The organism is Williamsia sterculiae (assembly GCF_900156495.1).
Lineage (GTDB): Bacteria > Actinomycetota > Actinomycetes > Mycobacteriales > Mycobacteriaceae > Williamsia_B > Williamsia_B sterculiae.
This window is the reverse complement of the sequence record NZ_FTNT01000003.1, coordinates 301047-324986: the sequence shown is the minus strand read 5'-3', so window position 1 is coordinate 324986 and position 23940 is coordinate 301047. Positions and strand designations below refer to the sequence as shown.

At 69.1% G+C, this 23940-nt stretch carries 22 protein-coding genes; 5 read left to right on the top strand and 17 right to left on the bottom strand.

Translation table 11 applies throughout. From position 1 onward, the window contains the following. Nucleotides 1-5: 5 nt before the first annotated feature. The 6 genes from BW971_RS07075 to BW971_RS07050 form a co-directional block, all read right to left on the bottom strand. Nucleotides 6-1319 carry an MSMEG_0569 family flavin-dependent oxidoreductase gene (locus BW971_RS07075; RefSeq protein WP_076477899.1) on the bottom strand — a complete coding sequence of 438 codons (1314 nt, stop codon included), beginning with the start codon at nucleotides 1317-1319 and terminating at the stop codon, nucleotides 6-8. A 112-nt stretch (nucleotides 1320-1431) separates the two neighbouring features. After that, nucleotides 1432-1716: an MSMEG_0570 family nitrogen starvation response protein gene (locus BW971_RS07070; RefSeq protein ID WP_076477897.1), complete on the bottom strand. Its 285-nt coding sequence runs from the start codon at nucleotides 1714-1716 to the stop codon at nucleotides 1432-1434. Continuing rightward, nucleotides 1709-2602 (bottom strand): carbon-nitrogen hydrolase family protein, encoded by an 894-nt coding sequence (locus tag BW971_RS07065; RefSeq protein WP_076477895.1) that lies wholly within the window; start codon nucleotides 2600-2602, stop codon nucleotides 1709-1711. The genes BW971_RS07070 and BW971_RS07065 overlap by 8 nt, the downstream gene beginning before the upstream one ends. Before the next feature lie 206 nt (nucleotides 2603-2808). Continuing rightward, entirely contained in the window at nucleotides 2809-3798 is a 990-nt protein-coding gene (gene meaB, locus BW971_RS07060) for a methylmalonyl Co-A mutase-associated GTPase MeaB (protein WP_076477893.1), read from the bottom strand. Next, nucleotides 3798-6077 (bottom strand): methylmalonyl-CoA mutase, encoded by a 2280-nt coding sequence (scpA, locus tag BW971_RS07055; protein WP_076477891.1) that lies wholly within the window; start codon nucleotides 6075-6077, stop codon nucleotides 3798-3800. The genes meaB and scpA overlap by 1 nt, the downstream gene beginning before the upstream one ends. Continuing rightward, entirely contained in the window at nucleotides 6074-8017 is a 1944-nt protein-coding gene (locus BW971_RS07050; protein ID WP_076478281.1) for a methylmalonyl-CoA mutase family protein, read from the bottom strand. The genes scpA and BW971_RS07050 overlap by 4 nt, the downstream gene beginning before the upstream one ends. Before the next feature lie 187 nt (nucleotides 8018-8204). Here BW971_RS07050 and BW971_RS07045 point away from each other — a divergent pair, with 187 nt between their 5' ends. The 4 genes from BW971_RS07045 (at nucleotide 8205) to BW971_RS07030 (ending at nucleotide 11936) form a co-directional block, all read left to right on the top strand. Beyond that, on the top strand, nucleotides 8205-9869 hold the full coding sequence (locus BW971_RS07045; RefSeq protein WP_076477889.1) for an Eco57I restriction-modification methylase domain-containing protein: 1665 nt from the start codon (nucleotides 8205-8207) through the stop codon (nucleotides 9867-9869). Between the two features lie 82 nt (nucleotides 9870-9951). After that, a complete protein-coding gene (locus tag BW971_RS07040) occupies nucleotides 9952-10677 on the top strand; it encodes a TVP38/TMEM64 family protein (protein ID WP_076477887.1) in 726 nt (241 codons plus the stop codon). Nucleotides 10678-10736: 59 nt separating this feature from the next. Beyond that, a complete protein-coding gene (locus tag BW971_RS07035; RefSeq protein WP_076478279.1) occupies nucleotides 10737-11360 on the top strand; it encodes a hypothetical protein in 624 nt (207 codons plus the stop codon). Between the two features lie 12 nt (nucleotides 11361-11372). Continuing rightward, nucleotides 11373-11936 (top strand): hypothetical protein, encoded by a 564-nt coding sequence (locus BW971_RS07030; protein ID WP_076477886.1) that lies wholly within the window; start codon nucleotides 11373-11375, stop codon nucleotides 11934-11936. 13 nt (nucleotides 11937-11949) lie between these two features. Here the strand turns inward: BW971_RS07030 and BW971_RS07025 are convergent, their stop codons facing one another. The 3 genes from BW971_RS07025 to BW971_RS07015 all read right to left on the bottom strand — a co-directional run bounded on the left by BW971_RS07025 (nucleotide 11950) and on the right by BW971_RS07015 (nucleotide 14624). Further along, entirely contained in the window at nucleotides 11950-13191 is a 1242-nt protein-coding gene (locus BW971_RS07025) for an SPFH domain-containing protein (RefSeq protein WP_407701202.1), read from the bottom strand. Between the two features lie 105 nt (nucleotides 13192-13296). Further along, nucleotides 13297-13725 (bottom strand): NfeD family protein, encoded by a 429-nt coding sequence (locus BW971_RS07020; protein WP_076477883.1) that lies wholly within the window; start codon nucleotides 13723-13725, stop codon nucleotides 13297-13299. Between the two features lie 50 nt (nucleotides 13726-13775). Next, on the bottom strand, nucleotides 13776-14624 hold the full coding sequence (locus tag BW971_RS07015) for a DUF3097 domain-containing protein (protein WP_076477881.1): 849 nt from the start codon (nucleotides 14622-14624) through the stop codon (nucleotides 13776-13778). 91 nt (nucleotides 14625-14715) lie between these two features. Here BW971_RS07015 and BW971_RS07010 point away from each other — a divergent pair, with 91 nt between their 5' ends. Next, entirely contained in the window at nucleotides 14716-15534 is an 819-nt protein-coding gene (locus BW971_RS07010) for a hypothetical protein (protein ID WP_076477880.1), read from the top strand. 33 nt (nucleotides 15535-15567) lie between these two features. Here BW971_RS07010 and BW971_RS07005 read toward each other — a convergent pair whose 3' ends face one another. From BW971_RS07005 to BW971_RS06970, 8 genes are all read right to left on the bottom strand, one after another. Beyond that, complete coding sequence (locus BW971_RS07005; RefSeq protein WP_076477878.1) at nucleotides 15568-15771, bottom strand: hypothetical protein; 204 nt, start codon at nucleotides 15769-15771, stop codon at nucleotides 15568-15570. Between the two features lie 204 nt (nucleotides 15772-15975). After that, nucleotides 15976-17022, bottom strand: coding sequence for a ferrochelatase (locus tag BW971_RS07000; RefSeq protein WP_076477877.1), 1047 nt, complete (start codon nucleotides 17020-17022; stop codon nucleotides 15976-15978). 16 nt (nucleotides 17023-17038) lie between these two features. After that, a complete protein-coding gene (gene inhA, locus BW971_RS06995; RefSeq protein ID WP_076477875.1) occupies nucleotides 17039-17887 on the bottom strand; it encodes an NADH-dependent enoyl-ACP reductase InhA in 849 nt (282 codons plus the stop codon). Between the two features lie 79 nt (nucleotides 17888-17966). Then, on the bottom strand, nucleotides 17967-18713 hold the full coding sequence (fabG1, locus tag BW971_RS06990; RefSeq protein ID WP_076477874.1) for a 3-oxoacyl-ACP reductase FabG1: 747 nt from the start codon (nucleotides 18711-18713) through the stop codon (nucleotides 17967-17969). 52 nt (nucleotides 18714-18765) lie between these two features. Next, entirely contained in the window at nucleotides 18766-19740 is a 975-nt protein-coding gene (locus tag BW971_RS06985; RefSeq protein WP_076477872.1) for a VWA domain-containing protein, read from the bottom strand. Further along, entirely contained in the window at nucleotides 19741-20682 is a 942-nt protein-coding gene (locus BW971_RS06980) for a DUF58 domain-containing protein (RefSeq protein ID WP_076477871.1), read from the bottom strand. Beyond that, nucleotides 20669-21922, bottom strand: coding sequence for an AAA family ATPase (locus tag BW971_RS06975; RefSeq protein ID WP_083709469.1), 1254 nt, complete (start codon nucleotides 21920-21922; stop codon nucleotides 20669-20671). Before BW971_RS06975 ends, BW971_RS06980 begins: the two co-directional genes overlap by 14 nt. Before the next feature lie 180 nt (nucleotides 21923-22102). Next, complete coding sequence (locus BW971_RS06970; RefSeq protein WP_083709405.1) at nucleotides 22103-23611, bottom strand: NlpC/P60 family protein; 1509 nt, start codon at nucleotides 23609-23611, stop codon at nucleotides 22103-22105. Nucleotides 23612-23940 lie beyond the last annotated feature (329 nt).

The following is a 23940-nucleotide window of genomic DNA, read 5'->3' as shown; positions in this document are numbered from 1 at the left end:
GCCCGTCACTCGCCGGCCGCGATGCGCAGTTCGTCGCGCGGCAGGCGTGCGGTCACGGTATCGGCGATGTGCCGGGCGTCGCGCTCGATGCCGAGGAACCGTCCCGAACCCCAGGTGTGCATCCACGGCAGACCGACGAAGCTGAGTCCGTCGACCTCGGTGACACCACGGGTCTGCATCGGCCGTCCACCGCCGTCGAAGGCACTGGCCTCGACCCACCGGTAGTCGGGCCGGTAGCCGATGGCCCAGACGATGGTGGTGATCCCGGCGGCCGCGAGGTCGAGTGACTCGGGGTCGGTGCTGGGTTCCCAGACCGGCTGATACCGCGCCGCCGGGCCCGCGACAATCCCCTGGGACTCGATGTGGCGGTCGATGTCCGCGCAGATGGAGTTGTACACCGCGTCCGCCTGATCGAGGGCGCGGGTGAGCGTGGGCGCGAACTGCAGTGCCGTGTCCCGGCCGTCGACGAGGGTGCCGTAGAGGTGCATCCCGTCGCGGGCGAAGGCACGCAGGTCCACGTCGCGACCGCCGTCGCGACCGGTCACGTAGTGGTTGGTCTTCTCCCGCGCCGCCGTGCCGCCCGGGTACTCGCGCGCGGGGGTCTCGTAGAGACCCATCTCCGCGAGCCAGGTCATGCAGTCACGGCCCCGGTAGAACCGGGCCACCCGGGGTGCGCTGCCGATGGCGAGGTGGACGTCACGACCGGCGAGGTGCAGGTCCTCGGCGATCTGTGCGCCGGACTGACCCGACCCGACCACCAGCACGGCCCCGTCGGCGAGCTGGTCGGCGTTGCGGTACTGCTCGGAATGCAGTTGGGTCACTGCGGGATCGAGTCGGGGCGCGAACGGCGGGACCACCGGAATCGGGTAGCCGCCGGTCGCGATCACCACCTCGTCACAGGTCAGCTCGGTGTCACCGCTCTCGGTGGTCGCGGTGAGCGTGAACCCGCCGTCGGCGGCGTGCTGCAGACGGGTGACCCGGGTGTGGGTGTGCACGGGCGGACGGAAGGTGTCCAACCAGCCCCGCAGCCAGGTGACGACCTCGTCGCGGGTCATGAAGCCGTCCGGATCGTCATCGGCGTAGTGGTAGCCGGGCAGCCGGCAGTGCCAGTTGGGGGTGACCAGGGTGAAGTTGTCCCAGCGGGTGTCGGACCAGGCGTGCATGGGGGTCTGCGCCTCGAGCACCACGTGGTCGATGTCGCGGTCGGTGAGAAACCAGCTGACCGACAGACCCGCCTGGCCGCCGCCGATGACGACGACGGGGACGTGGCTGGGCAGGGGTCGATGGGCAGTGGCGGTGGTTGTGGCAGAAGGATTCATGGCTGTCTCGGATCGAGGGGTGGGTTCGTGCCGGGTAGAAGGCGTCGAGCAGGTGCAGAAGGATGACGTGCAGTACGAACAAGTGCAGGCTGGGGAGTGACATACCCGGGGATCAGAGCGGGCGCATGGCGACCACGTGGACGAGTGCGTCGTCGTCGAAACGATCGGCGCGACTGCGGATGTGGTCTGCGGTGGCGGCTGCGGAGGTGCAGGCGAAACCGTACCGGGCCCGGACGCGTTCACCGGCCTCGGTGAGGGCGTCGCCGGTCCGTTCCACGAAATCCGCGACGGAGTAGGTGATCCCGGTCCGGATGTGGTCGTGGATGACCAGGCTCGGCGAGTAGCAGTCGCTGATCTCGCCGTCGGGCCAGCGGACGGCGAAGGTCATCTCAGGCATGGGCGAGTCCCTGCCAGGCGCCACCGTGGTCGAGGTCGGTGAGGGCGGTGTAGACGTCCGGCCGGCGGTCGCGGAGATGGAACATGCCGCCCCGCATGGCCTGGAAGGTGACCGCGATGTCCACCTCGGCCACGGCCATCCCGCTTCCGAGTTCGGTGGTGGCCAAGATGTTTCCGCCCGGGTCGACGACCTTGGCGTTGCCGACGTAGCGTAGCGATCCGAAGGTGCCGGACTGGTTGGAGGACACCCAGAACACCTGGTTGTCCAGCGCACGGGCCATGTCGAAGAGGTTGAACCGGTACGTCCAGCGGTCGTCCTGGAGGTTCTCGGCGGTGGCGGTCCGCGCTGCCGGCCAGGCCGAGAGGCTGGCGATGATCTCGGCACCGTCCAGGGCCATCGATCGGGCCGCCTCGGGAAAGGCCTTGTCGTAACAGATCTGCAGTCCCACCCGCCCGACGGGTGTGTCGAAGACGCCGTATTCGGCTCCGGCGGAGTAGGACATGTTCTCGCCGAGGGGTTGGTGCACCTTGCGGTAGGAGCCGTAGATCTGCGTGCCGTCGAGAACCGCCGCCGCGTTGTACCGCGTCTCACCGTCCTTGTCGATCTCACAGAATCCGATCGCCACCACGAGATCACCGACGATCTCCTGTACCCGTCGGATCTCGGCTCCGTCCAGCGAGATCGCCGGCGGCAGAGAGCGATCGGAGTTGCGGACGGTGTCGCCGTGGTTGCCCAGCGAGGAGAGGTAACCGCCGATGGCGGCCTCCGGGAAGACCAGGAAGTCCACATTCCGGTCTCTGGCCTCGTCGACGAGGGAGGCGATCAATGCGTAGTTCTGTTCGAGGTCGCGGGTGAAGTTCGCGGCGACGGCGGCAAGTGTGGTCATAGTGGTTCCTCGGCGGATCAGGTCGCGATCGGCGGGTGAGAGTGGTCAGCGGATACGCTGGCACGCAACTGCGGCGGTGCGTGCGACGTCGTCTTCTCGACGTCGGAACCCATTCCACTCCCGCAGTGTTGCGCAGTGGTTACCGAAGGAATAAAGCGCGATCGCGCGGGCCGCACCGACGAAACATCATCGCAACGGGATTCGGGTCAACTCCCGTCGAACGTCTCCACGATCCGCTCGGCGGCCAGCGCAGGGGTCAGCGCACCGCTGCGCACCTGGTCCTCCACGGCGTCACGGATGTCCCGCACGTCCGGACTCTCGGTGAGCCGGGCCAGGATCCGGTCGCGGACCATCGCCCACATCCACTCCACCTGCTGCCGGTTGCGCCGCTGCGTGAGCAGCCCCGCCTCGGCGAGGGTCTTCTCGTGCTCGAGCACGGTGTCCCAGAACTCGCGCACCCCGACGTTCTCCATCGCACTCATGGTCAGCACCGGTGGCCGCCACAGCGTGTCGTGCGGGTACAGCATCTTCAGCGCGTTGGTCAGTTCTCTTGCCGCCGAACGCGCCTCGTTGCGATGCTTTCCGTCGGCCTTGTTCACCACCACGATGTCGGCCAGTTCGAGGACGCCCTTCTTGATGCCCTGCAGGGAGTCGCCCGTTCGGGCCAGCGTCAGGAAGCAGAACGTGTCCACCATGTTGGCCACGGTCACCTCGGACTGCCCCACCCCGACGGTCTCCACCAGCACGACGTCGAATCCCGCCGCCTCCAGCAGCACGATGGTCTCCCGCGTCGCCTTGGCCACCCCGCCGAGCGTGCCCGACGTCGGGGACGGCCGGATGTAGGCGTCCGGGTGCATCGACAACTGCCCCATCCGGGTCTTGTCACCGAGGATGGATCCGCCGGTCCGTGTGGACGACGGGTCCACGGCCAGCACCGCGACCTTGTGGCCGCGCTCGATGAGGTGGAGCCCCAGGGTCTCGATGGTCGTCGACTTGCCCACGCCGGGCACGCCGGTGATGCCCACACGGTGCGAGTTGCCGGGGGTATCGGCCAACGCCAGGAGCAGTTGCTGCGCGCGGTCCCGGTGGTCGGCGCGACTCGACTCCACCAGGGTGATGGCGCGCGCCAGATCCGAGCGGCGGTCCTCTCGGATGGCCTCGGCGAGGGCGTCGAGGTCCAGGGGCGGTCGCGACATCAGGTCGTCGACACCCCTTCGTGTCCTGGAGCCCCGTCATGTCCTGGAGCCCAATCGTGTCCTAAGGCACTGCCCAGCTTGTCGATCAACTCCAGCGCGGAGTCGGCGATCACGGTGCCGGGCGGGAAGATCGCCGCGGCACCGGCCTGGTACAGCTCGTCGAAGTCGCCGGGCGGGATCACACCACCGACCACGATCATGATGTCGGGCCTGCCGACCTCCGCCAGGGCATTCCGCAGTGCGGGCACGAGGGTCAGATGACCGGCCGCCAGCGAGGACACCCCCACCACGTGCACGTCGTTGTCGGCGGCCTGCCGCGCGACCTCGTCGGGGGTCTGGAACAGCGGGCCGACGTCCACGTCGAACCCGAGATCGGCGAAAGCGGTGGCGATCACCTTCTGGCCGCGGTCGTGACCGTCCTGTCCCATCTTGGCGATGAGGACCCGGGGGCGACGGCCCTCGGCATCGGCGAACCGCTCGACCGCGGCGATCGCGTCGTCGATGTTGCTCACCGAACCTGCCTCATGGCGGTACACCCCACTGATGGTCTTGATCTCGGCCTGATGCCGACCGTAGACCTTCTCCAGAGCGGTCGAGATCTCCCCCACGGTGGCCTGATGCCGCGCCGCCTCGATGGCCAGCGCCAGCAGATTGTTCTCACGCCCGCCCGAGGTGTCCCCGGCCGCGCGGCTCAGGTCGTCGAGGGCACGGCTGACCGCGGCCTCGTCCCGTTCGGCACGGAGTCGGTCCAGCTTGTCCAACTGCTCGGCGCGCACCTTGGAGTTCTCCACCTTGAGGACGTCGATCTCCTGGTCCTCGGTGACCTGGTAGCGGTTGATGCCGATGACGGTCTGCTGTCCGGAGTCGATGCGGGCCTGGGTGCGGGCGGCAGCCTCCTCGATCCGCAGTTTGGGCAGCCCCTCGTTGATGGCCTGGGCCATCCCGCCTGCCTCCTCGACCTCGGCGATGTGCGCACGCGCCCGGTCGGCGAGCTGCGCGGTGAGCCATTCCACGTAGTTCGAACCGCCCCACGGGTCGATGGGCCGGGTGGTGCCCGACTCCTGTTGCAACAGGAGCTGGGTGTTGCGGGCGATACGTGCGGAGAAATCGGTGGGCAGGGCCAACGCCTCGTCGAGGGCGTTGGTGTGCAACGACTGGGTGTGTCCCTGGGTCGCGGCCATCGCCTCGATACAGGTGCGGGCGACGTTGTTGAACGGGTCCTGGGCGGTCAACGACCACCCCGAGGTCTGCGAATGTGTGCGCAGCGACAACGATTTCGGATTCTCGGGTTCGAACTGGGCGACCAACTCACTCCAGAGCAGGCGCGCGGCACGCAATTTGGCCACCTCCATGAAGAAGTTCATCCCGATGCCCCAGAAGAACGACAATCGCGGCGCGAACTTGTCGACGTCCAGGCCGGCGGCCAATCCGGCCCGGATGTACTCCACCCCGTCGGCCAGGGTGTACGCGAGCTCCAGATCGGCTGTGGCACCGGCTTCCTGGATGTGGTAGCCGGAGATGGAGATCGAGTTGAACCGCGGCATCTCGGTACTGGTGAACTTGAAGATGTCGGAGATGATCCGCATGGACGGTTCGGGTGGATAGATGTAGGTGTTGCGGACCATGAACTCTTTGAGGATGTCGTTCTGGATGGTGCCCGCGAGTTTCTCGGCGGGAACCCCCTGCTCCTCCGCGGCGACCACATAGAGCGCCAGGATCGGCAGCACCGCACCGTTCATGGTCATCGAGACCGACACGGACCCCAGGTCGATGCCGTCGAACAACTGACGCATGTCGAGGATGGAATCGATGGCCACCCCGGCCATCCCGACGTCACCCGCCACCCGCGGGTGATCGGAGTCGTAACCGCGGTGGGTGGCCAGGTCGAAGGCGACGGACAGGCCTTTCTGGCCTGCCGCGAGGTTGCGGCGGTAGAACGCGTTGGACTCCGCCGCGGTGGAGAATCCGGCGTACTGGCGGATGGTCCACGGCTGGTTGACGTACATCGTGGGATACGGACCGCGCAGGAACGGCACAGCACCCGGCACCGAGTCCAACGGGTACGGGTGCTCACCCGAGGTGGCGACCGCGTCACGGTCGGCCCGGGTGAACACCGGTGGCACGTCGATCTGTTCGGGTGTGGTCCAGAGCGTCTGGGCCTCCGGCCGGGGGGTGCGGTCCTCGACAGGCACGTCGGCGGATTCCGGCGACGGCACCGGGGCCTCGGCTTCCAGCGGGACGTCGGAGAAACTACCGATGGCGGGGCTGGTCCTGGTCATCGTGAGGCCCTTCCGGCTGCGGCGGTGGTGTCCCTGTCGGTCTGTTCGGGGTCGATCTGCTCGTGCAGGTCGGTCAACAGCGTCACGGCATCGTCGCCCAGACCGACGAAACCGTCGGGTGCGGGTGCATCCGCGGGCCAGGCCGAGGACGGTCCGGCGATGAGGACGGTGGGGACACCCGCGTCGCGCGCGGCAGCGATGGCCGCGGAACCGTCGGAGCGATACCGACCGTTGGCGGCACAGATCACGGCCACCCGGGGCGACCCGGCGGCGCGGACCGCGTCCGCGACCATCGGCGGGTCCAGCGGACCGGGGTTGCTCACCGCGATGCCACCCGCGGCGAGGAGGTTGGCGACGAAGGTCGTTCGCGCGTTGTGCTCGGCGATCGGCCCGACCGGGATCAACAACACCGTCGGGCGGGAGCCGGTGTCGGCGAGAGTGGCGTCGGATCGGTCGCGCAACGTCTCGAAAGCGTGGGCCACCCGTACGAGGTTCGGCGTGGCGGTGGGTATCCCGTCGGTCGTGGTTGCTTCCGGCGCGGTCTGTCCCGGTGCCGAACTGTCCGTCGTGATCGGCTTCTCGTCGAGGTTCGGGAACTCGCTGACACCGGTGATCGGAACCGTGCGATGGGCGACGGCGTCGTCGCGTTCGGCCAGTGACGCGGTGACCTGTTCGGCGACGAGTCCGCTACCCAGCGCGGCACGGTAACCACCCGCGGCCTCGACGGTCTGGAACAACGACCATGCCGCAGTGGCGAAGTCGTCGGTCAGCGCCTCGACGAACCAGGACCCACCCGCGGGGTCGAGGACCTTGCCCAGGTTGGACTCCTCCAGCAACAGCAGTTGGGTGTTGCGGGCCATCCGGCGGGAGAAACCGGGGCTGGTGGTCCGGGCGGACACGGGAAGTGCCGCATCGAATCCGAGCACAGTCACCTGATCGGCACCACCCACCCCGGCACCGAACGCGGCGATGGTGGAGCGCAGCATGTTCACCCACGGATCGCGCTGGGTGTACATACCCAACGAGGTGACCGCGTGGCTGATGGCCGCACCCGCCTCGGGAGCACCCGCGACCTGGGCGACCCGCGCCCACATCCGCCGCAGCGCACGGAACTTCGCGATGGCGAGAAACTGGTCGGCCGTGGTGGTGATGCCGAAGGAGATCTGCGCCAAGGCATCGGCGGCGGTGAGACCGGAGTCGGTGAGGGCTCGAAGCAGGTCGACGCCCGCGGCCACGGCGAACGCCACCTCCTGGACGTCGGAGGCTCCGCCGGCGACGAAGTCGGTGCCATCCACCCGGAGCGCGCGGGCCCGGGTACCGGCCCGACCGGCCACCGCGACGGCGTCGTCGACGGAGACGGCCGGTCGGCCGGAGAACGCTGAACTCAGTGGCGCCAACCCCAGTGACACCGTGGTCGCGGGGGTCTGCCGATGGTCGGCGGGCAACAGGTCGAGCAGGGCATCCGCGGCCTCGACGCCGGACGCCCCCGCGTCGAGGGTCAGCGGGACGAGATCGAACAACACACCGTTCAGCACGGTGGACAGATCGGCCACGTCGACGCCGGACTCCCCGACCGCCAACCAGATGCCGCTGGCCCCGTTCTCCAGTGCGGCGAGCAGTGCGGTGTTCACCGACTCCGCGTCACGCGCGCCGTCGGGATCTCCGAAACGCTCGGTGACCCGCCAGCCCATCACCACGTCACGGGCGCCGTCGCTGCCGCGGACGTAGGGGAACACTCCCGGCACCGGCGGCTCCGGCAGCTCGTCGCGTCGGGTGTACAACGGCCGGACGATGAGCCCACCGGCCTGCGTGTACGAGAGCAGTGCCTCGGCCGTGTCCGGTAGCTCACCGACCTCGATCCGGCGTCCTTTGGCGAGCACCGCCGCGGCGGCCTCGGACCAGCGCTCGTACGCATCCTGCGGCGTGGGATCGTCGGGCATCGGGTCCACCTTCCTCATGCGGTTGCACACCGCGGCGCGTGGCTGTGCGGGCTGTCGAGACGGCCGTCACACCGGTGTCGACAGTAGCCGAACGATCGTTCGTTCCCCGACACCCCCGTCCGAGGTGCGACCCGCGCCACAGTGCGCATCCGGCGAAGGTACGACGCGGTGTGCTTCGATGCCAGGGATGGACACGCCGGACCGCCCGTGGACGTCGGCGGCGGCCGCGCGCAAGCGGCTGGGCAGGCACTACACCCCGAGTCGGCTGGCCGATTTCCTGGCCGGCGAGATCGTGAACGAACTCCCCGATCGCGCCCGGCTCCGGATCCTGGATCCGGCCTGCGGAGACGGTGAGCTGCTGGCGGCGCTCGTCCTCGCGCTGTCGGTCCGGTCACCGGTGCCACGGATGGAGGTCGTGGGTTACGACGTGGACCCCACAGCGGTGGCCGCGGCGAGCGCGCGGTTGGCCGACTGCGGTCATCCGGTGACCCTGCACGCGGGTGACTTCCTGGCCGCCGATCCGGTGACGGGTGCGGACAAAGCGCGTTTCGACGCCGTCATCACCAACCCGCCGTATGTGCGGACGCAGCATCTCGACACCGCCCCACGTCGGCGGTTGATGCGGCAGCTCGGGTTGTCGGGGCGGGTCGACCTCACCCATCTGTTCGTGGCCCTGACGCCGCGGTTGTTGACTCCTGGGGGTGTCCTCGGGCTGTTGTGCTCCAACCGGTTCCTCAGCACCACCGCCGGTGTCAACGTGCGCCGGGTGCTCCGCGACGACCTCCGGGTGTGCACGGTGATCGATCTGGGCGACACCCGACCGTTCGACGCCGCGGTGCTGCCCGCCGTGGTGGTGGCCCGCGCACCCGACGAGCACGACGGCGACGCGACACCGGCTCGTTTCGTGTCGGCCTACCGGGTGGACGACACGCGGGTCGAGGCCCCGGCAGGCGAACCCGACCTGCTCACCGCCCTGTCCGGCGGTGACACCCTGGCGCTGGCCGATGACGGTCGACGGGTGCGGATCCGGGTCGGCGTGCTGGCCCCGGTGACCGACGACGCACCGTGGCGACTGGATCACCCGAGTACCGAGGTCTGGCTGGCGGCGGTGCGCCGCGGGACGTGGCGGACGTTCGGCGAGTTGGGCAGGGTGCGGGTGGGGATCAAGACCACCGCCGACCGGGTCTTCATCGCGGAAGAGTGGGCCTCGGACGGTCCCGACGCGGCGTTGTTGTCACCGCTGATCACCCATCGCGACCTGACCGCGTGGTCGGTGATGGAACCCGCGACCCGGGTGCTCTATCCGTACGACCGCACCGCGACCCGCCGCACGGTGGTCGATCTGGACCGGTACCCGGCCACTCGTCGGTATCTGGAGCGGCACGAGCAGCGATTGCGATCGCGGACGTACGTGACCGCGGGAGGTCGTGAGTGGTTCGAGATCTGGGTGCCGCAGCGGCCGCATCTGTGGGCCGCGCCGAAGATCGTCTTTCCCGACATCAGCGACACCCCCCGTTTCGCGTGGGACCGGTCCGGTGCGGTGGTCAACGGCGACTGTTATTGGATCTCGACCGCGGACCTCGACGACGACGTCGCGCTGCTGATGCTGGCGGTCGCGAACTCGTCGGTCGGCTTGCGGTTCTACGACGAGGTCTGCGGCAACCGGTTGTACTCGGGTCGTCGGCGGTGGATCACCCAGTACGTGCGCCTGTTGCCGGTGCCCGATCCGACGACCCCGCGATCCCGTGCGGTGATCCGGTTGGCCAGGATGCGGTGCGAGACCGGCGGTGGACCGGGACCGGATGCGGAGCTCGATGCCGCGGTGGCGGCGGCCTTCGAGGTCACGGCCTGATGGCACGGTGTGCCCGCTCTTCCGGTGTGTCCGTTCTGCCACTGTTTCTGTTCTGCCGGCGCCGGTTCGTATGCTCGAGGATGTGACCACGCCACCCGACCGCACGCTGCTCAGGGCCGCGATCGGGGGTCTGGTGGTGCTGGTCGTCATCGGTGCCACCTACTTCCTGCCGATCCCGTCGGTCGGCGCCCTGCGCACCTGGGCCGATTCGGTGGGTCCGGGTTTCGTGATCCTGTTCTTCGTCGCCTACACGCTGGTGACCGTCGCGCCGGTGCCGCGGACCGCCTTCACCGTGTCATCCGGGGTGTTGTTCGGACCGATGGTGGGGTTCACCGGGGCGATGATCGCGTCGACCGTCGCGGCGTTGCTGGCCTTCGCGATCTCCCGGCGACTGGGGCGGCGACGGGTACAGGGCTTCCTGCAGCGCCCGATCATCGCGACCATCGAGGACCGGCTGCGGCGCCGGGGGTGGTTGGCCGTGGGTTCTCTGCGGCTCATCGCGGCGTGCCCCTTCTCGGTGGTCAACTACTGCGCCGGCCTCTCCGCGGTGCGGTGGCGGCCCTACCTGCTGGGAACCGTGGTCGGGATGGCGCCGGGCACCGCGTCGGTGGTCTTCCTCGGTGACGCTCTCACCGGCCGTCCGGAGCCGATCATGATGGTGTTCACCGTGGTGTTCTTCGTCCTCGGGCTGACCGGTCTGGCCGTCGACCTGCACCTGGACCGTCACCGGGGTGCGAGCGGGGACCCGAATCGGGTGGCCGCAGTCACCGGTTCCCATCAACCCTTAGAACTTGATTCTGCGGAATAAAGCCCTCATACTTGATTGGTCGGAATCAAGTCATGAAGCAGGCCGAGTCGAGGTGCGCGATGTACGTCATCACCGCCGATCAACGCGGCAGTCGCCGCGACGTGGACCGGGTGGACGCCACCCGCGAGATGCTGGCCTCGATCGACACGGTGCGCGCATTCGATCGGACGGCGGGCGACGAGATCCAGGCGGTTTTCGACGATCCGGTCGCGGTGGTCGAGGCCCTGACCACCCTGTTCGACGACGGGCACTGGAGCGTCGGCATCGGGGCGGGTCCGGTGGATGAGCCGCTACCCCTGGTCACCCGGGCCGGCCGTGGGCCGGCGTTCGAGTACGCACGCACCGCGGTGGAGGACGCCAAACGCCACCGCGTCCCGGTGTCGGTCCACGGCGAACATCCCGATGCCTGTCGCCGAGCGCAGACCGCGGCACGACTGCTCGGTGATCTGCTGATCTCGCGGAGCGCGGCCGGGAGGGAAGCCGTCGCCGCACTGTCCACCGCCGGACAACAGTCGGATGCTGCTGCCACACTCGGCATCACCCCGCAGGCGATGTCGCAACGATTGCGCAGCGCCCGGTGGGATCTCGACCAGGACAGCCGCCTGCTGGTCACCGACCTCTTGGCCGCCGCAGAACCAATCGACCCAGAAAATCAACACAGACAGCCACGACATGAGGGATGAGGAGGGTGCCCGGTGACCGGAACCGCGATCGCGCTGCTGGCGGCACTGGCGGTGTTCCCGGTGGCGCTGCACCCGCTGACCCGGTTGCACCGCGTCATCCCGCTGACGGTCGCGGCGGGTTCCACCCTCGCGATGCTCGGTGTGGCGGCCGTACTCGGCGCGACCGCCGGACCCGCGACGGGTGTGGGCCTACACGTGGCGCAGTGCGCGGCGGTCGTCGCCGCGGTGACCGGCGGCGGCACCGTGGTGCGATCCCTACTGCTGCTCGGCGGGGTGGACCCGTGGACATCCGACGCGAACCCGGACGGTGTCAGCTACGACGGAGCGGGTGACGACGACGTGGAGACACCGCTGCGGGGTGGCCGCATCATCGGTTTCCTGGAGCGGGCAGGCGTGGCCGTGACCCTCGTGGTCGGCTGGCCGGAGGGTCTGGCCATCATCCTCGCGGTGAAGGGCCTGGCCCGTTATCCCGAACTACGGGAGGCGCACGCCGGTGAACAGTTCATCATCGGGACGTTCGGATCGGTGTTGTACGCGGTGGCCACGGCAGGGGCCGCGTACCTCATCGCGCACTGACCCGGAGTCGCGGTCAGCGCGTCTCGGACTCCGGCCCGGCGTCACCCAGCTCGGTATCCGCAGCGGGCTCGTCCGAGGTCGCGGGGGCCGGCTCGGCAGCGGCGACGAGCTGATCGGCCTCGACCTGCTTGCTCACCCGACTCGGGCTCAGCTGATCCTGCGTCGCGACCGGGGTGCGGGCCACCGCCTCGGCCTCGGCCACCGCCTTGGCCACCTTGGGGTCGGTGGCCATGTCGAACCAGTCGCTGATGTCGGACTCGTCGACGTCGGCCGAGCTGGTGTCGTCGGCGGGCGGTTCGTACCGGAACACCCCGTCGTCACCCTGCACACCGAACGACTTCGCGAAACCCTGGAGTGCAGAGCCGAAATCGCTGGGCACCACCCAGACCGTGGAGCCCTCGCCCTTGGCCATCTCGGGCAACTGCTGCAGATATTGGTAGGCCAACAGCTCGGGGGTCGGTTTGGCCGACTTGATCGCCGCGAACGTCTTCTCGATCGACTTGGCCTCACCCTGCGCCCGCAGATACTGGGCCGCCCGGTCACCCTGGGCCTGCAGGATGCGCGACTGCCGGTCCGCCTCGGCGCCCAGGATCGCGGCCTGTTTGGCGCCCTCCGCGGCGAGGATCTGACTCTGCTTGTTGCCCTCTGCGGTCTTGATCGACGACTCCCGCTGCCCCTCGGCGGTGAGGATGGTCGCCCGCTTCTCGCGGTCGGCCTTCATCTGCTTCTCCATCGACTCCTGGATCGACGGCGGCGGCAGGATGCTCTTCAGCTCCACCCGCGCCACCCGCAGGCCCCAGCGGCCGGTGGCCTGGTCGAGAACTCCGCGGAGCTGGCCGTTGATCGAGTCCCGGGACGTCAGCGTCTCCTCCAACGTCATCCCGCCAACCACGTTGCGCAGCGTGGTGATGGTCAGCTGCTCCACACCGACGATGTAGTCGTTGATCTCGTACACCGCCGATTGCGGGACGGTGACCTGGAAGTAGATCACCGTGTCGATGGACACGGTCAGGTTGTCCTGGGTGATCACCGGCTGGGGCGGGAACGAGACGACCTGCTCGCGCAGATCCACCCGCGCGCGGATCCGGTCGATGAACGGGATCAGCAGGGTGAGCTGCCCGGACACCGTCTTGGTGTACCGACCAAGCCGTTCGATCACCGCGGCCTCGGCCTGCGGTATCAGTGCCACCGACCGGGCGACGATGATCACCGCCAACACCACGACCACCGCGAGCACTATCAGTCCGGTCACCATCGACGCATCCATCGTCTCCCACCGTTCATCGGTTCGGCGTACATCTCTTCCCATCGCCACGACATACCGACCCGCCCTGGTGGGGCCGAGTTGTCGTGGCGGTCATCACGCGCTCCACACCACCGCTGTCGCGCCGTCGATCTCCATCACGGTGACCCGCCGCCCGGCCTCGAAGGTGTCCGTGGTGTTCAGCGACCGCGCCGACCACTCGTCGCCCGAGATGCTCACGCGACCACCGCTGTGGTCGACCGTCTCCAACACCACGGCCTCGCGACCGGGTAGTGCCTCACTGTTCATCAGCGTCCGTGGCCGGGTGAACATGTGCGCACGAGCGATGGGCCGCACCGCGGCCAGCAGCAGGACGGAACTACCCGCGAAGACCAGGCCGTCGACCCAGATCGGCGTGTCCAGTGCGAAGTCGACACCTGCGGCGACGGCCGCACCGCCGGCCAGCATCAGCAGTACGAGCTCCCCGCTGAGCGCCTCGGCACCGACCAGGACCAGTGCCGCGATCACCCAGATCAGCGCGGACATGCTTCCAGTGTGCCAGAGGTCACCGGGACGTGACCGAACGCGAGATCCCGTCAGCCGGTGACGGTGACGAAGTCGATCAACTCCTCGACCGCGCGGATCAGCGCCACATCGACGTCGCGGTAATCGGTGACCGAGCCGAAGACCCGCCGCCAGGCGTCCTGCGGGGTGCCCCAACCGAGGCGGGTGCAGACACCGGTCTTCCAGTCCTCGCCACGGGGCACCCGCGGCCACGCCTCGATACCGACCGCGGCGGGCTTGACCGCCTCCCACACGTCGATGAACGGATGCCCGCAGACGAGGACGTCCGGACCGTGTCCGGCGGCGAGTCGGGACTCCTTGGACCCCTCCACCAGATGGTCGGCCAGCACACCGGCTCGGCTGTCGGGACCGGGACGGAACTCGTCGAGGACGGCACCGAGGTTGTCGAGTCCGTCGATGGGGACCACCACCACACCCTCGGCGCGCAGGTCGGCACCCCAGATCCGTTCCACCAGTGCGGCATCGTGCACACCCTCGACGAAGATGCGGCCGGCCCGAGCGACGCGGGCGCGGGTCGACTCCGGTGCCACCGACCCCGACGCGGTGCGAGTGGGCCGCTTCGCGGGCGTGACGACGGGTTTGCGCAGGGTCACCGCCTGGCCGTCGATGAGGAACGCCGCCGGGCGCATCGCGAAGATGCGGGTGGCACCGCGGCGGTCCTCGAGGCGTACGTGGTCGCCGTCGTATCCGCGTTCGAAGCCGACGACTGCCCCGCAGAAGCCGGTGGCCGCGTCCTCGACCACCAGGTCGCGGTCGGCGTCGACGGTGGGCACCTCGCGCCGCGGTCGCCGTGGGGCGGACAGGACGTCGCGACCGTAGCGGTCATCTCGTGTCCGACCGTGCCGGTCATCTCTTGTCACAGCGGACAACGGTAGGGCCCGGCCGGGCGGCGGCGCCGGTGCCACGCCGTGGTCCTCGCTCGAGTGCGGGCGTCGCTACAGTGGGGCGGTCATGACCGAATTGGACTTCGATGCTCGCGCCGACGCTCGCGGCGCCATCACCGCACTGGGCACCTGGGCTGCCGCGTGGCGGTCCGATCGTTGTGCGCCCGACGACGTGCTGGACGCGATGGCGATCGCCACCACCGTCGGCGACACGAGTCCACTCACCCACCGGGTGACCGGTGCCGGACCACGGCTCGGTGGCGGGTCCGACGACGCGGGCAGCGAGGCGCTGTTGACGCTGATCCGATCGGCCGAGGAGATCGGGATCCTGCTGGTCGCGCCCGGTGACCTCCACGGGTTACCCGCCGGTCCGGCCCGTGCCGCCGCCCTCGACACCGGTGAGGTGTTGCTGCTGACGTTCGCTTCCGAAACATCGATCGCGCTGAGTGCGCGCCGCGTGGATCGGTACACGGTGACATGGGGCGTGCACGACGCGGGCACCGCGACCGTACCGGTCGGTCGATCTCTCGCCGAGATGGAATACGCGTTGCGCGAGGGTGTCCGCGATGCGGCTCAGTTGCTCGGACAGCTCGGTGGACCCGGGGCGCGGACCCCCGCGGATCTGCGGCAGCGGATCGCCGCGGCGGCGACCAGTGCCCACATACACCTGCCGCCGGAGACCGATCCGCGCGTCGACCGCGTGCTCGCGCAGAGCGCGCAGGTGGAGGCCATCGTGGTGGTTGCCGAACAGACGTCGCGCGAGTTCGGCCTCACCGCCGCGGCACGTGACGACGGCGACCGTGCATTCGCCGCACTGTGGACGCTGACGAGGGCCGCGCGGATGACGGCGTTGAACACCGTGATCGCGGATCTGGCCGAACGCTGACCCCTGGGCGCCCGCGTCCGGCCGTCCGCGACCCTACTCGGCGAGCTTGGCGGTGGCCTGTGCCCAGAGAAAGAACTTGTTGGTGCCCAGGTCCTTGACCGTCTTGATGTTGAAGGCCTGCTTGAGCAGATCGGCATCGCCGTCGCTGACACCCTTGAGCGCCGCCACCGGCGCGTCGGCCAGCTCGTCGATGGACTTGTCGGCGTAGGCCTTGTCGAACTTGTCTGCGATCGCCACTGGAGTTCCTCCCCATCGTTGGTCCCGCACCCGGACGTCCCGAGCGCGCCCAGTCATTTTTGCCGACCGGACGCCGGGTACGGGTGAGAAGCGGGTCGAATTCTCCGTGAACACGGACACCACATCATGCCGGACGGTGTGACCTGCGCGAACACCGCCGCGCGGTGATCCGGGTGGCACGTCCCCGGTGTGTCGCGGCGAAACTTAGCCGCGTCGCACCGGTCGCTTCGCCGGCTCACAGCACCGCGGCCGGCAGGGGCCGCCGTTGTCGCCGCAGCCCAACGACAGATCGGGTTCGCCATCCACGTGGTCGGCGACGAGCTCGACGATCATCTGCACGAACCGGGGGTCGGTGTCCACGGTGCCGGTGCGACGCAGGGTCATGCCCAGCTCGTCGGCGGTCTCGTGCGCTTCGTTGTCGAGATCCCAGACCACCTCGAGGTGGTCGGAGACAAAACCGATGGGGCTCATCACCGCGGCGGTGACCCCGTCGGCGGCGAGGGACTCGAGGTGGTCGCAGATGTCGGGTTCGAGCCACGGGATCTGCGGCGGACCGGATCGCGACTGCCAGACCTGGTCGTAGTCCTCCACCCCGGCGGCCGCGGCCGCGAGCGCCGATGCCGCCGCGATCTGACGGCTGTAGAGGTGACCTCCGTCGTCGGGCGGTCCGGCGGTGCGGTCGGCCGACACCGGCACCGAATGGGCCGTGAAGACCAGTCGACCCGGTTCCCCCGTGGCAGCGGTCATCTCGGCCCGCGCCGCCGCCACGGCGTCTGCCGCTGCCGCAACGAACAGTGGGTTGTCCCAATACTGCGGCAGTTTGCGCAGCACCATCGGTTCGGGCGCGTCGAGTGCGCTCAACGCCCTGGCGATGTCCTCGTGGTACTGCCTACACCCCGAGTAGCCGCCCCACGCGGAGGTCGGGAACACCAGTACCCGGCGGTGTCCGTCGCGGTACATCTGCGCGACGACGTCCTCGACCATCGGGTGCCAGTTGCGGTTGCCGAAATACGCGGGCAGCGGGAGACCGGCCGCCTCGAGGGCGGGCTCGAGGCGGGCGATCAGATCGCGGTTGAGGTCGTTGATCGGTGATCTGCCACCGAAGTGCAGGTAGTGCTGAGCCACCTCGTCAAGGCGCTCCGGCGGCACACCGCGACCGCGGGTCACGTTCTCCAGAAACGGCCGCACGTCCTCGGGCTTCTCCGGCCCGCCGAAGGACAGGACGAGAACCGCGTCGAAAGGTGCTGTCACGCTTCGACGATACCGATCACGCTGAGGCGCTCTGCCCGAAACCGCCCTCGGGGAACCAGGTGTTGTGACTCGCACCGCCGTCGACGTAGACGATGGATCCGGTGGTCGCGGGGAGCCAATCCGACAACAGCGCGCAGATCGACTTGGCCACCGGGGTCGGATCGTCGACGTTCCAACCGATGGGCGATGCCCCGTCCCAGTACTCGTTGAGTTGGTTGAGCTTCGCGGCGTCGTCGGTGGCGGTGCCCGCGATGGCCTTGGCGGCCAACGTCTTGATCGGCCCGGCCGCGACCAGGTTGGAGCGAATCCTCTTGGCCTCCCCCACCTCGCGCGCCACGTACCGGTTCACCGACTCGAGCGCGGCCTTGGCCACCCCCATCCAGTTGTAGAACGGCAGCGCGGTACGCGGATCGAAGTCCATGCCGACGATCGAGCCGCCCTCGTTCAACGCGGGCAGCGCAGCCCGGGCCAACGAGGCGTAACTCCACGCCGAGATCTCGAACGCCTTCGCCGCGTCCGGGCCGGGTCCGTTGAGGAAGGTCTCGGCGTCGGGTCCCATCAGGGTGCGCGGCGCGAACGCGATGGAGTGCAACACGCCGTCGATCCCCTGCGGTGCGAGTTCGCGGATCTTGTCGGCCAACGCGGCGAGGTCGTCCTCGCTGGTGATGTCCAGACCGATCGCCGGCGGCACCTCCTGGGGCAAACGCCTGGCGATACGGTCGATGAGGCGCAGTCGCTCGGGGATTCCGGTGATGATCACGGTCGCACCCTGCTCCTGGGCCATTGCGGCCGCATGGAAGGCGATGGACGCATCGGTGATGATGCCGGTGACGAGGATGGTCTTGCCGTCGAGCAGTCCGCTCACGGGGTTCTCCTGTTCGAGGTGGTGTCGGGCAGTGGGTGGCCGAATGCGTCGAATCGTGCGTGCGTCGGGGTGGGCGCCGTCAGTGACCCATTCCCAGGCCACCGTCGACCGGGATGACGGCACCCGACACGTAGGTGGCGTCGTCGGAGGCGAGCCAGCTGACCACGGCGGCGACCTCGTCGGGCTGACCGATGCGTTGCAGGGGGATGGCCTTGAGCACCTGCTCGCCGTACTCGTCGGGCAGCGCCTGGGTCATCTCGGTGTCGATGAATCCCGGGGCGACGACGTTGGCGGTGATCGACCGCGATCCCAACTCTCGGGTCAGCGACCGTGCCATCCCGACCAGTCCGGCCTTGGACGAGGCGTAGTTGACCTGCCCGGGAGTTCCCATCAACCCCACCACTGAACCGATGAAGATGAACCGGCCGAAGCGCTTGCGCAGCATCGACCGGGAGGCGGCCTTCGCCACCCGGAACGCGCCGGTGAGGTTGGCGTCGACGACCTTGGAGAACTGTTCCTCCGACATCCGCATGAGCAGCGTGTCGTCGGTGGTGCCCGCGTTGGACACGAGTACCTCCACAGCGCCCTGCTGCTTCTCCACCTCCGCGAACGCGTTCGCGACGGACTCGGAGTCGGTGACGTCGCACTGCACACCGAACAGCCCGTCGGGGGCGCCCGACCCGCGGTGGGTCACCGCGACCCGGTGACCGTCGGCCGACAGTCGACGCGCGATCGCCAGACCGATACCCCGATTGCCGCCCGTCACCAGAACCGACCGCGACACGGTGCCGTCCGCGCTGCTCCCGCTGTCGTTGCTCTCAGCCATGACGGTCAACCTATCGGTTCCGCGTGTCCGGAGTCCCGGCAGGTCCACCTCGTCACGGCAGTCTGCGGTTGATGGCTATCGCCCCCGCCGCCGCGAGCAGGACCAGGATCGTGCCTGCGATCAACCACGGCCGGGACGCGTCCCCACGGCGGGTCTCGAACCCGATCTGCTTCTGCAGGGTCTCGTACACCTTGGTCAGTTCGTCCAGGCTCGACGCGGTGAAGAAGTCACCGCCGGACAGGTTGGCGATCTGATGGAGTGAGTCGTCGTCCACCGGCACCGGGATCTCGTCACCGTCGAGGTTGACGGTGCCGCCGACGGTGCCGAAGGAGATGGTGCTGACCGGGATCTTCTCCTCCTTCGACTTCCGCGCCGCGGTGAACGCACCCCGCGGGTCGTCCGGATCGTCGGGGACGGTCTCCTTGCCGTCGGAGAGCAGCACGACCCGCGACGGTGGGGCGTTCTGTCCGCCACCGAGCACCGCGTTGAGCGTCTGGATCTGCTGCAACGCGGCAAAGATGCCCTCACCGGTCGCGGTCTTGTCGGCGAGTTGCAGTTTGTCGACGGCGAGTTTGGTGGCCCCGTGATCCGGTGTCGGCGACACCAGGGTGACCGGGAAACCGGCGAACGAGATGAGGCCCAGGTTGATGCCCGGGGTCAGCTCGTCGGCGAACCGCTTCGCGGCGGCCTGCGCCGCCTTGATGCGGGTCGGTGCGACGTCGGTGGAGTTCATCGACCGCGATACGTCGACCACCAACACCACGGTGGCCTTGTTGCGCGGTACCCGGCGGTCGGCCTGCGGCGAGGCCAATGCGACGGTCAGCACCACCAACGCCACCAACATCAGGGCGATCGGCACGTGCCGCAACCGGTTGCGCTGCGCGGGCAGGACCTGGTCGAGGACCTCGGTGTTGGCGAACCGCAGCGCGCGGTTCTGCTTACGTCGCTGGGCCTGCACGTAGGCCAACGCCACCAGGGCGATGGCCAGCAGCAACAGCAGCCACCAGGGGCTGGCGAGGTCGAACATCTACCGACCCACTCCCACCGACATGCCCTGCCGGCGGCGGGCGACGAAACGCACCACGTCGGCGACCCAGTCACGGTCGGTGCGCAGTTGCAGGGTCGGGGCGCCCGCCTGTCGCAGGTGGCGGCGCACAGCGGCACTGTGCGCGCCCGCGGCGGCGGCGAAATCGCGTCGGATCTCGTCGGTGATGGTCAGTTCCCGGACCGCGCCGCTCTCGGCGTCGCGCAACACCACCTCGCCGATCGGCGGCAACTCGAGGTCGCGCGGGTCGAGGACCTCCACCCCCAGCACCTCGTGGTGTGCGCCGACCGCGCGCAACGGACGATCCCAATCGATGGGACCGAGGAAATCGCTGACCACGACGGCCAGGCCTCGGCGGCGTTGCGGTCGGCGCAGGGAGTCGATGGCGCCGCGCAGGTCACCGCGTGTGGACTCGGCGGCGCGACGGGTGGTCGCGATGGTCTTGAGGAGGTTCATGGCGTGGGCCCGACCGCTGCGGGCGGGCACCTGGACGATCCGGTCACCGCTGGACACGATCGCCCCGAGCCGATTGCCCCCACCCATGGTGAGGTGCGCGATGGCCGCGCTGCCGGCGACCGCCAGATCCCGTTTGGTGGACCGGACGGTGCCGAAGTCGAGACTGCCCGACACGTCCACCACCAACCACGTCTCCAACTCGCGGTCGGCAACCATCTGACGTACGTGCGCGTGCGTGGTCCGAGCCGTCACCGACCAGTCCATCCGACGCACGTCGTCGCCGGGCTGATACTCGCGTGCCTCGCCCGGTTCGCTGCCCGGGCCGGGGATGAGCCCCAGGTGATCGCCCTGCAGGACACCGTCCAGCTTGCGACGCACCGTGATCTCCAGGGTGCGCAGCGCAGCGCTGAGTCTCGGGTCCTCGAGTGCGCCCGCGCCGAAGGACGGGAGCGGGCTAGCTTCCGCCATCGTGCGTCCGTGGCTGCTGCGGCGCCGGGTCGGTTCGGGCGGGGTCGTGCGGCGCCGCGCTCTCGCGCGGCGCGCCGGTCGGCATGGCCTTGGTCATCGGACCCGGCTGCGACACCGGCGGTGCCTGTGGGGGCGGGCCCTGCGGTGGTGCCGGCTGCTGCTGCGGCGGCACCGGTCCCCCGGGGCGCTGAGGACCGCCCTGCGGATAGGGAGGCTGCCCGGGCGCGGGAACCTGGGGCGGCGCGGTGAGCGGCTGCGACGTCACCTGCGGCAGCGCGACGGTCTGCAACACCCGGGTGATGACGTCGTCGGCGGTCACCTCGTCGGCGAGTGCGTCGTAGCTTAGCACCAGTCGGTGACGCAGGACGTCCGGCATGATCGTCACCACGTCCTGCGGGATCACGTAGTCACGACCGCGGACGAGTGCCAGTGCCCGGGCGGCAGCGACGATGCCCAGGGTCGCGCGTGGGGACGCACCGTAGGAGAGCCAGTTCGCGACGTCGGCCATGCCGAGTTCGGCGGGCCGGCGGGTCGCGTTGATCACCCGGACCACGTAGTCGACCAGTGCGTGGTGGACGAAGACGTTGGCGGCGATGCGCTGCAACCGCACCATCGCCTCCGGGTCCAGGATCGGGTGTGCCTGCGGCGGCACGTTCCCCATCCGGTAGACGATCTCGCGCTCCTCCTCGACCGACGGGTAGTCGACGAGCACCTTGAACAGGAACCGGTCCCGCTGCGCTTCCGGGAGCGGGTACACACCCTCGTTCTCGATCGGGTTCTGGGTGGCCATCACCAGGAACGGGTCGGGCATCGGGTAGGTGACCCCACCGATGGACACGTGGCGCTCGGCCATCACCTCGAGCAGCGCGGACTGCACCTTGGCCGGTGCGCGGTTGATCTCGTCGGCGAGCAGGAAGTTGGCAACCACCGGACCGAGTTCGGTGTCGAAGGACTCGCGTCCCTGACGGTAGATACGGGTACCGAGAAGGTCGGTGGGCACCAGGTCCGGGGTGAACTGCACCCGGGAGAAGGACCCGCCGATGACCGTCGCGTAGGTCTCCACCGCGAGGGTCTTGGCCACCCCGGGAACACCTTCCAGCAGGATGTGACCCCGCGCCAACAACCCGACCAGGATGCGCTCGACGAGCTGATCCTGACCGACGATGACGCGTTTGACCTCATACATCGTCCGCTCGAGCAGTGCGATGTCGGCCTCGGTGAGGGCGGGTTGGTCGCCCACCTGGGTCCCCCCGCCCGCCGGGTTGCCACCCGCCGTGGTTCCGCCTGCCGTGGTCGCGCCGTCTGGGGCCACTCGCTGTCCTCCGCGCTCTCGTGTCGATCCGTCGCCGTGCCGACCGCCAGACTAGTCATCTCCGGGCCGGGGCCGACCGTCACGTGGAGCGACGAGGAGTCGCACAGGTCAGACCATCCGGACCACGTAGGGCATCGCACCGCTGGTGCGCAGCGGCGACACCTTGACCACGTCACCGGATTCCGGAGCCTCGATCATCTGGTTGTTACCGAGGTACATGGCCACGTGCTCGCTGGCGTTGGCACCGTAGAAGATCATGTCGCCACGCTGCATCTGCGCCAACGGCACCTGCGGTCCCGCGGTGTACTGATAACCGGTGTAATGCGGCAGGGAGATGCCGACACCCGCGAACGCGTAGACCATCAGACCCGAGCAGTCGAACCCGACCTTGTTGTAGTCGCCGTAACTGTCGGCGACACCGCCGTCGCGGATGCCCTGGGTGGGCCCGTTCGCGTCACCACCGCCCCACGCGTAGGTCACCCCGAGCTGTGACATCGCACGATTCACCACGATCTCCACCGCGGCCGGTCCGGTGATGCCGGGCTGTACGGTGCCGCCCCCGCCGCCGCCCGTGCTGCCGTCACCGCTGTTGCCGGAGTCGCTGCCCCAGCCACTGCTGCCGAACGCGGATCCGTCGAGGTCGGTGTGGGTGCCACCTACCGCCGCGACCAGGTTCGCAAGAATCTGCTGGGTGCCGTTGACGGCCAGTTCCGCGGCGGCTTTCGCCGCGGCCTGCAGGGCGGCGTCGCGCGCGGAGGTGTCGTCGGCGGCCGGCGTCGGCGCGCCGGGCGTCGCCGGCGCGGCCGCCTGGGTCGGTGCTCCCGGGGCGGCCGGGGCGGGCTGCGGAGAGTTCTGCGACGGAGCCGGGGCCTGACCGCCGCTGCCGGAGGTGCTCGGGGCGGTGGCCGGGGACCCGCTTCGCGGTGCGGTGGTCGCCTGTGTACCGGCCGACTGCCTGCCCGCCGCGGCCCGCATGGCGTCCAGTGCGGCCTGGGCGCGATCGCGGGCGGAGATCAGCGTGTCGCGCTTCTGCTGTTGGCCGTTCACCGCCGCGATCGCCGCCGAGATCGCCTGTTCGGCGCTGCTCTTGCGCTCCGCGGCGGCCTGGGTCGCCCGGGTGGCCTGACGCTGACTGGCCACCGCGGTGGCCGCTTTGTTCGCCTTCTCGTTCCTGGCGATCTGCAGGTTCTTGATGATGCCCTGTTGGTTGTGACTCAACCGGTCGAGAACCGACGCGCGGTTGAGCATCGCGCCGGGGTCGTCCGCGACGAAGTTCGACAACGAGTTCTGGGTGTTGCCCTGCTTGTAGGCGGCGCGGGTCAATTCGTCGAACTTCTGTTGCGCGGCCTCGACCGCACCGCTCGCTTTCTGTACCGAACCCTGCGCGGTGCGCACGGCGACACCGGCCAGGCGCTCGGCGTCCCTGGCGTTCTGCAGGTCCACCAGCGAGCGGTTCACACCCTCACGTTTGGCCGCGACGTCGCTGGAGAGGTCGGCCAGGGTCTGATTGGCGCCGGCGATCTCGTTGATCAGTTGCGAGATGCTGACCGGCGGGTTGGTCGCGGGGGCACCCGAGGCGTAGCCGGCGCTGACCATGGCCGCGAGTGCGACGGTCATTGCGCAGATCGCGGTCAGCCGTCGCCCGACGGCAGGTCGCGCACGCCTCGGTTCACTGCCCCGTCGTCCGCGGCTTTCCCCGATCGCGATGCGCAAACCACCGTGTGCGGTACGTCGCGTCACTGATCACTCCCTCGCATCACCAGCATGTGGCCGGACGAGGACACAGAGATCCCGGTGCTGCCGCCTCGGGGCATCGCTCGTACGTCACGAAATTCCTGCCACAGGGGTGCGCTGCTTCCCCAAGAACATCACCCATGGACAAGTGAACCGTACGCCACAATGACACCCGAAGAAACACGAGTCACAAATTACATTGTGGTGATTAC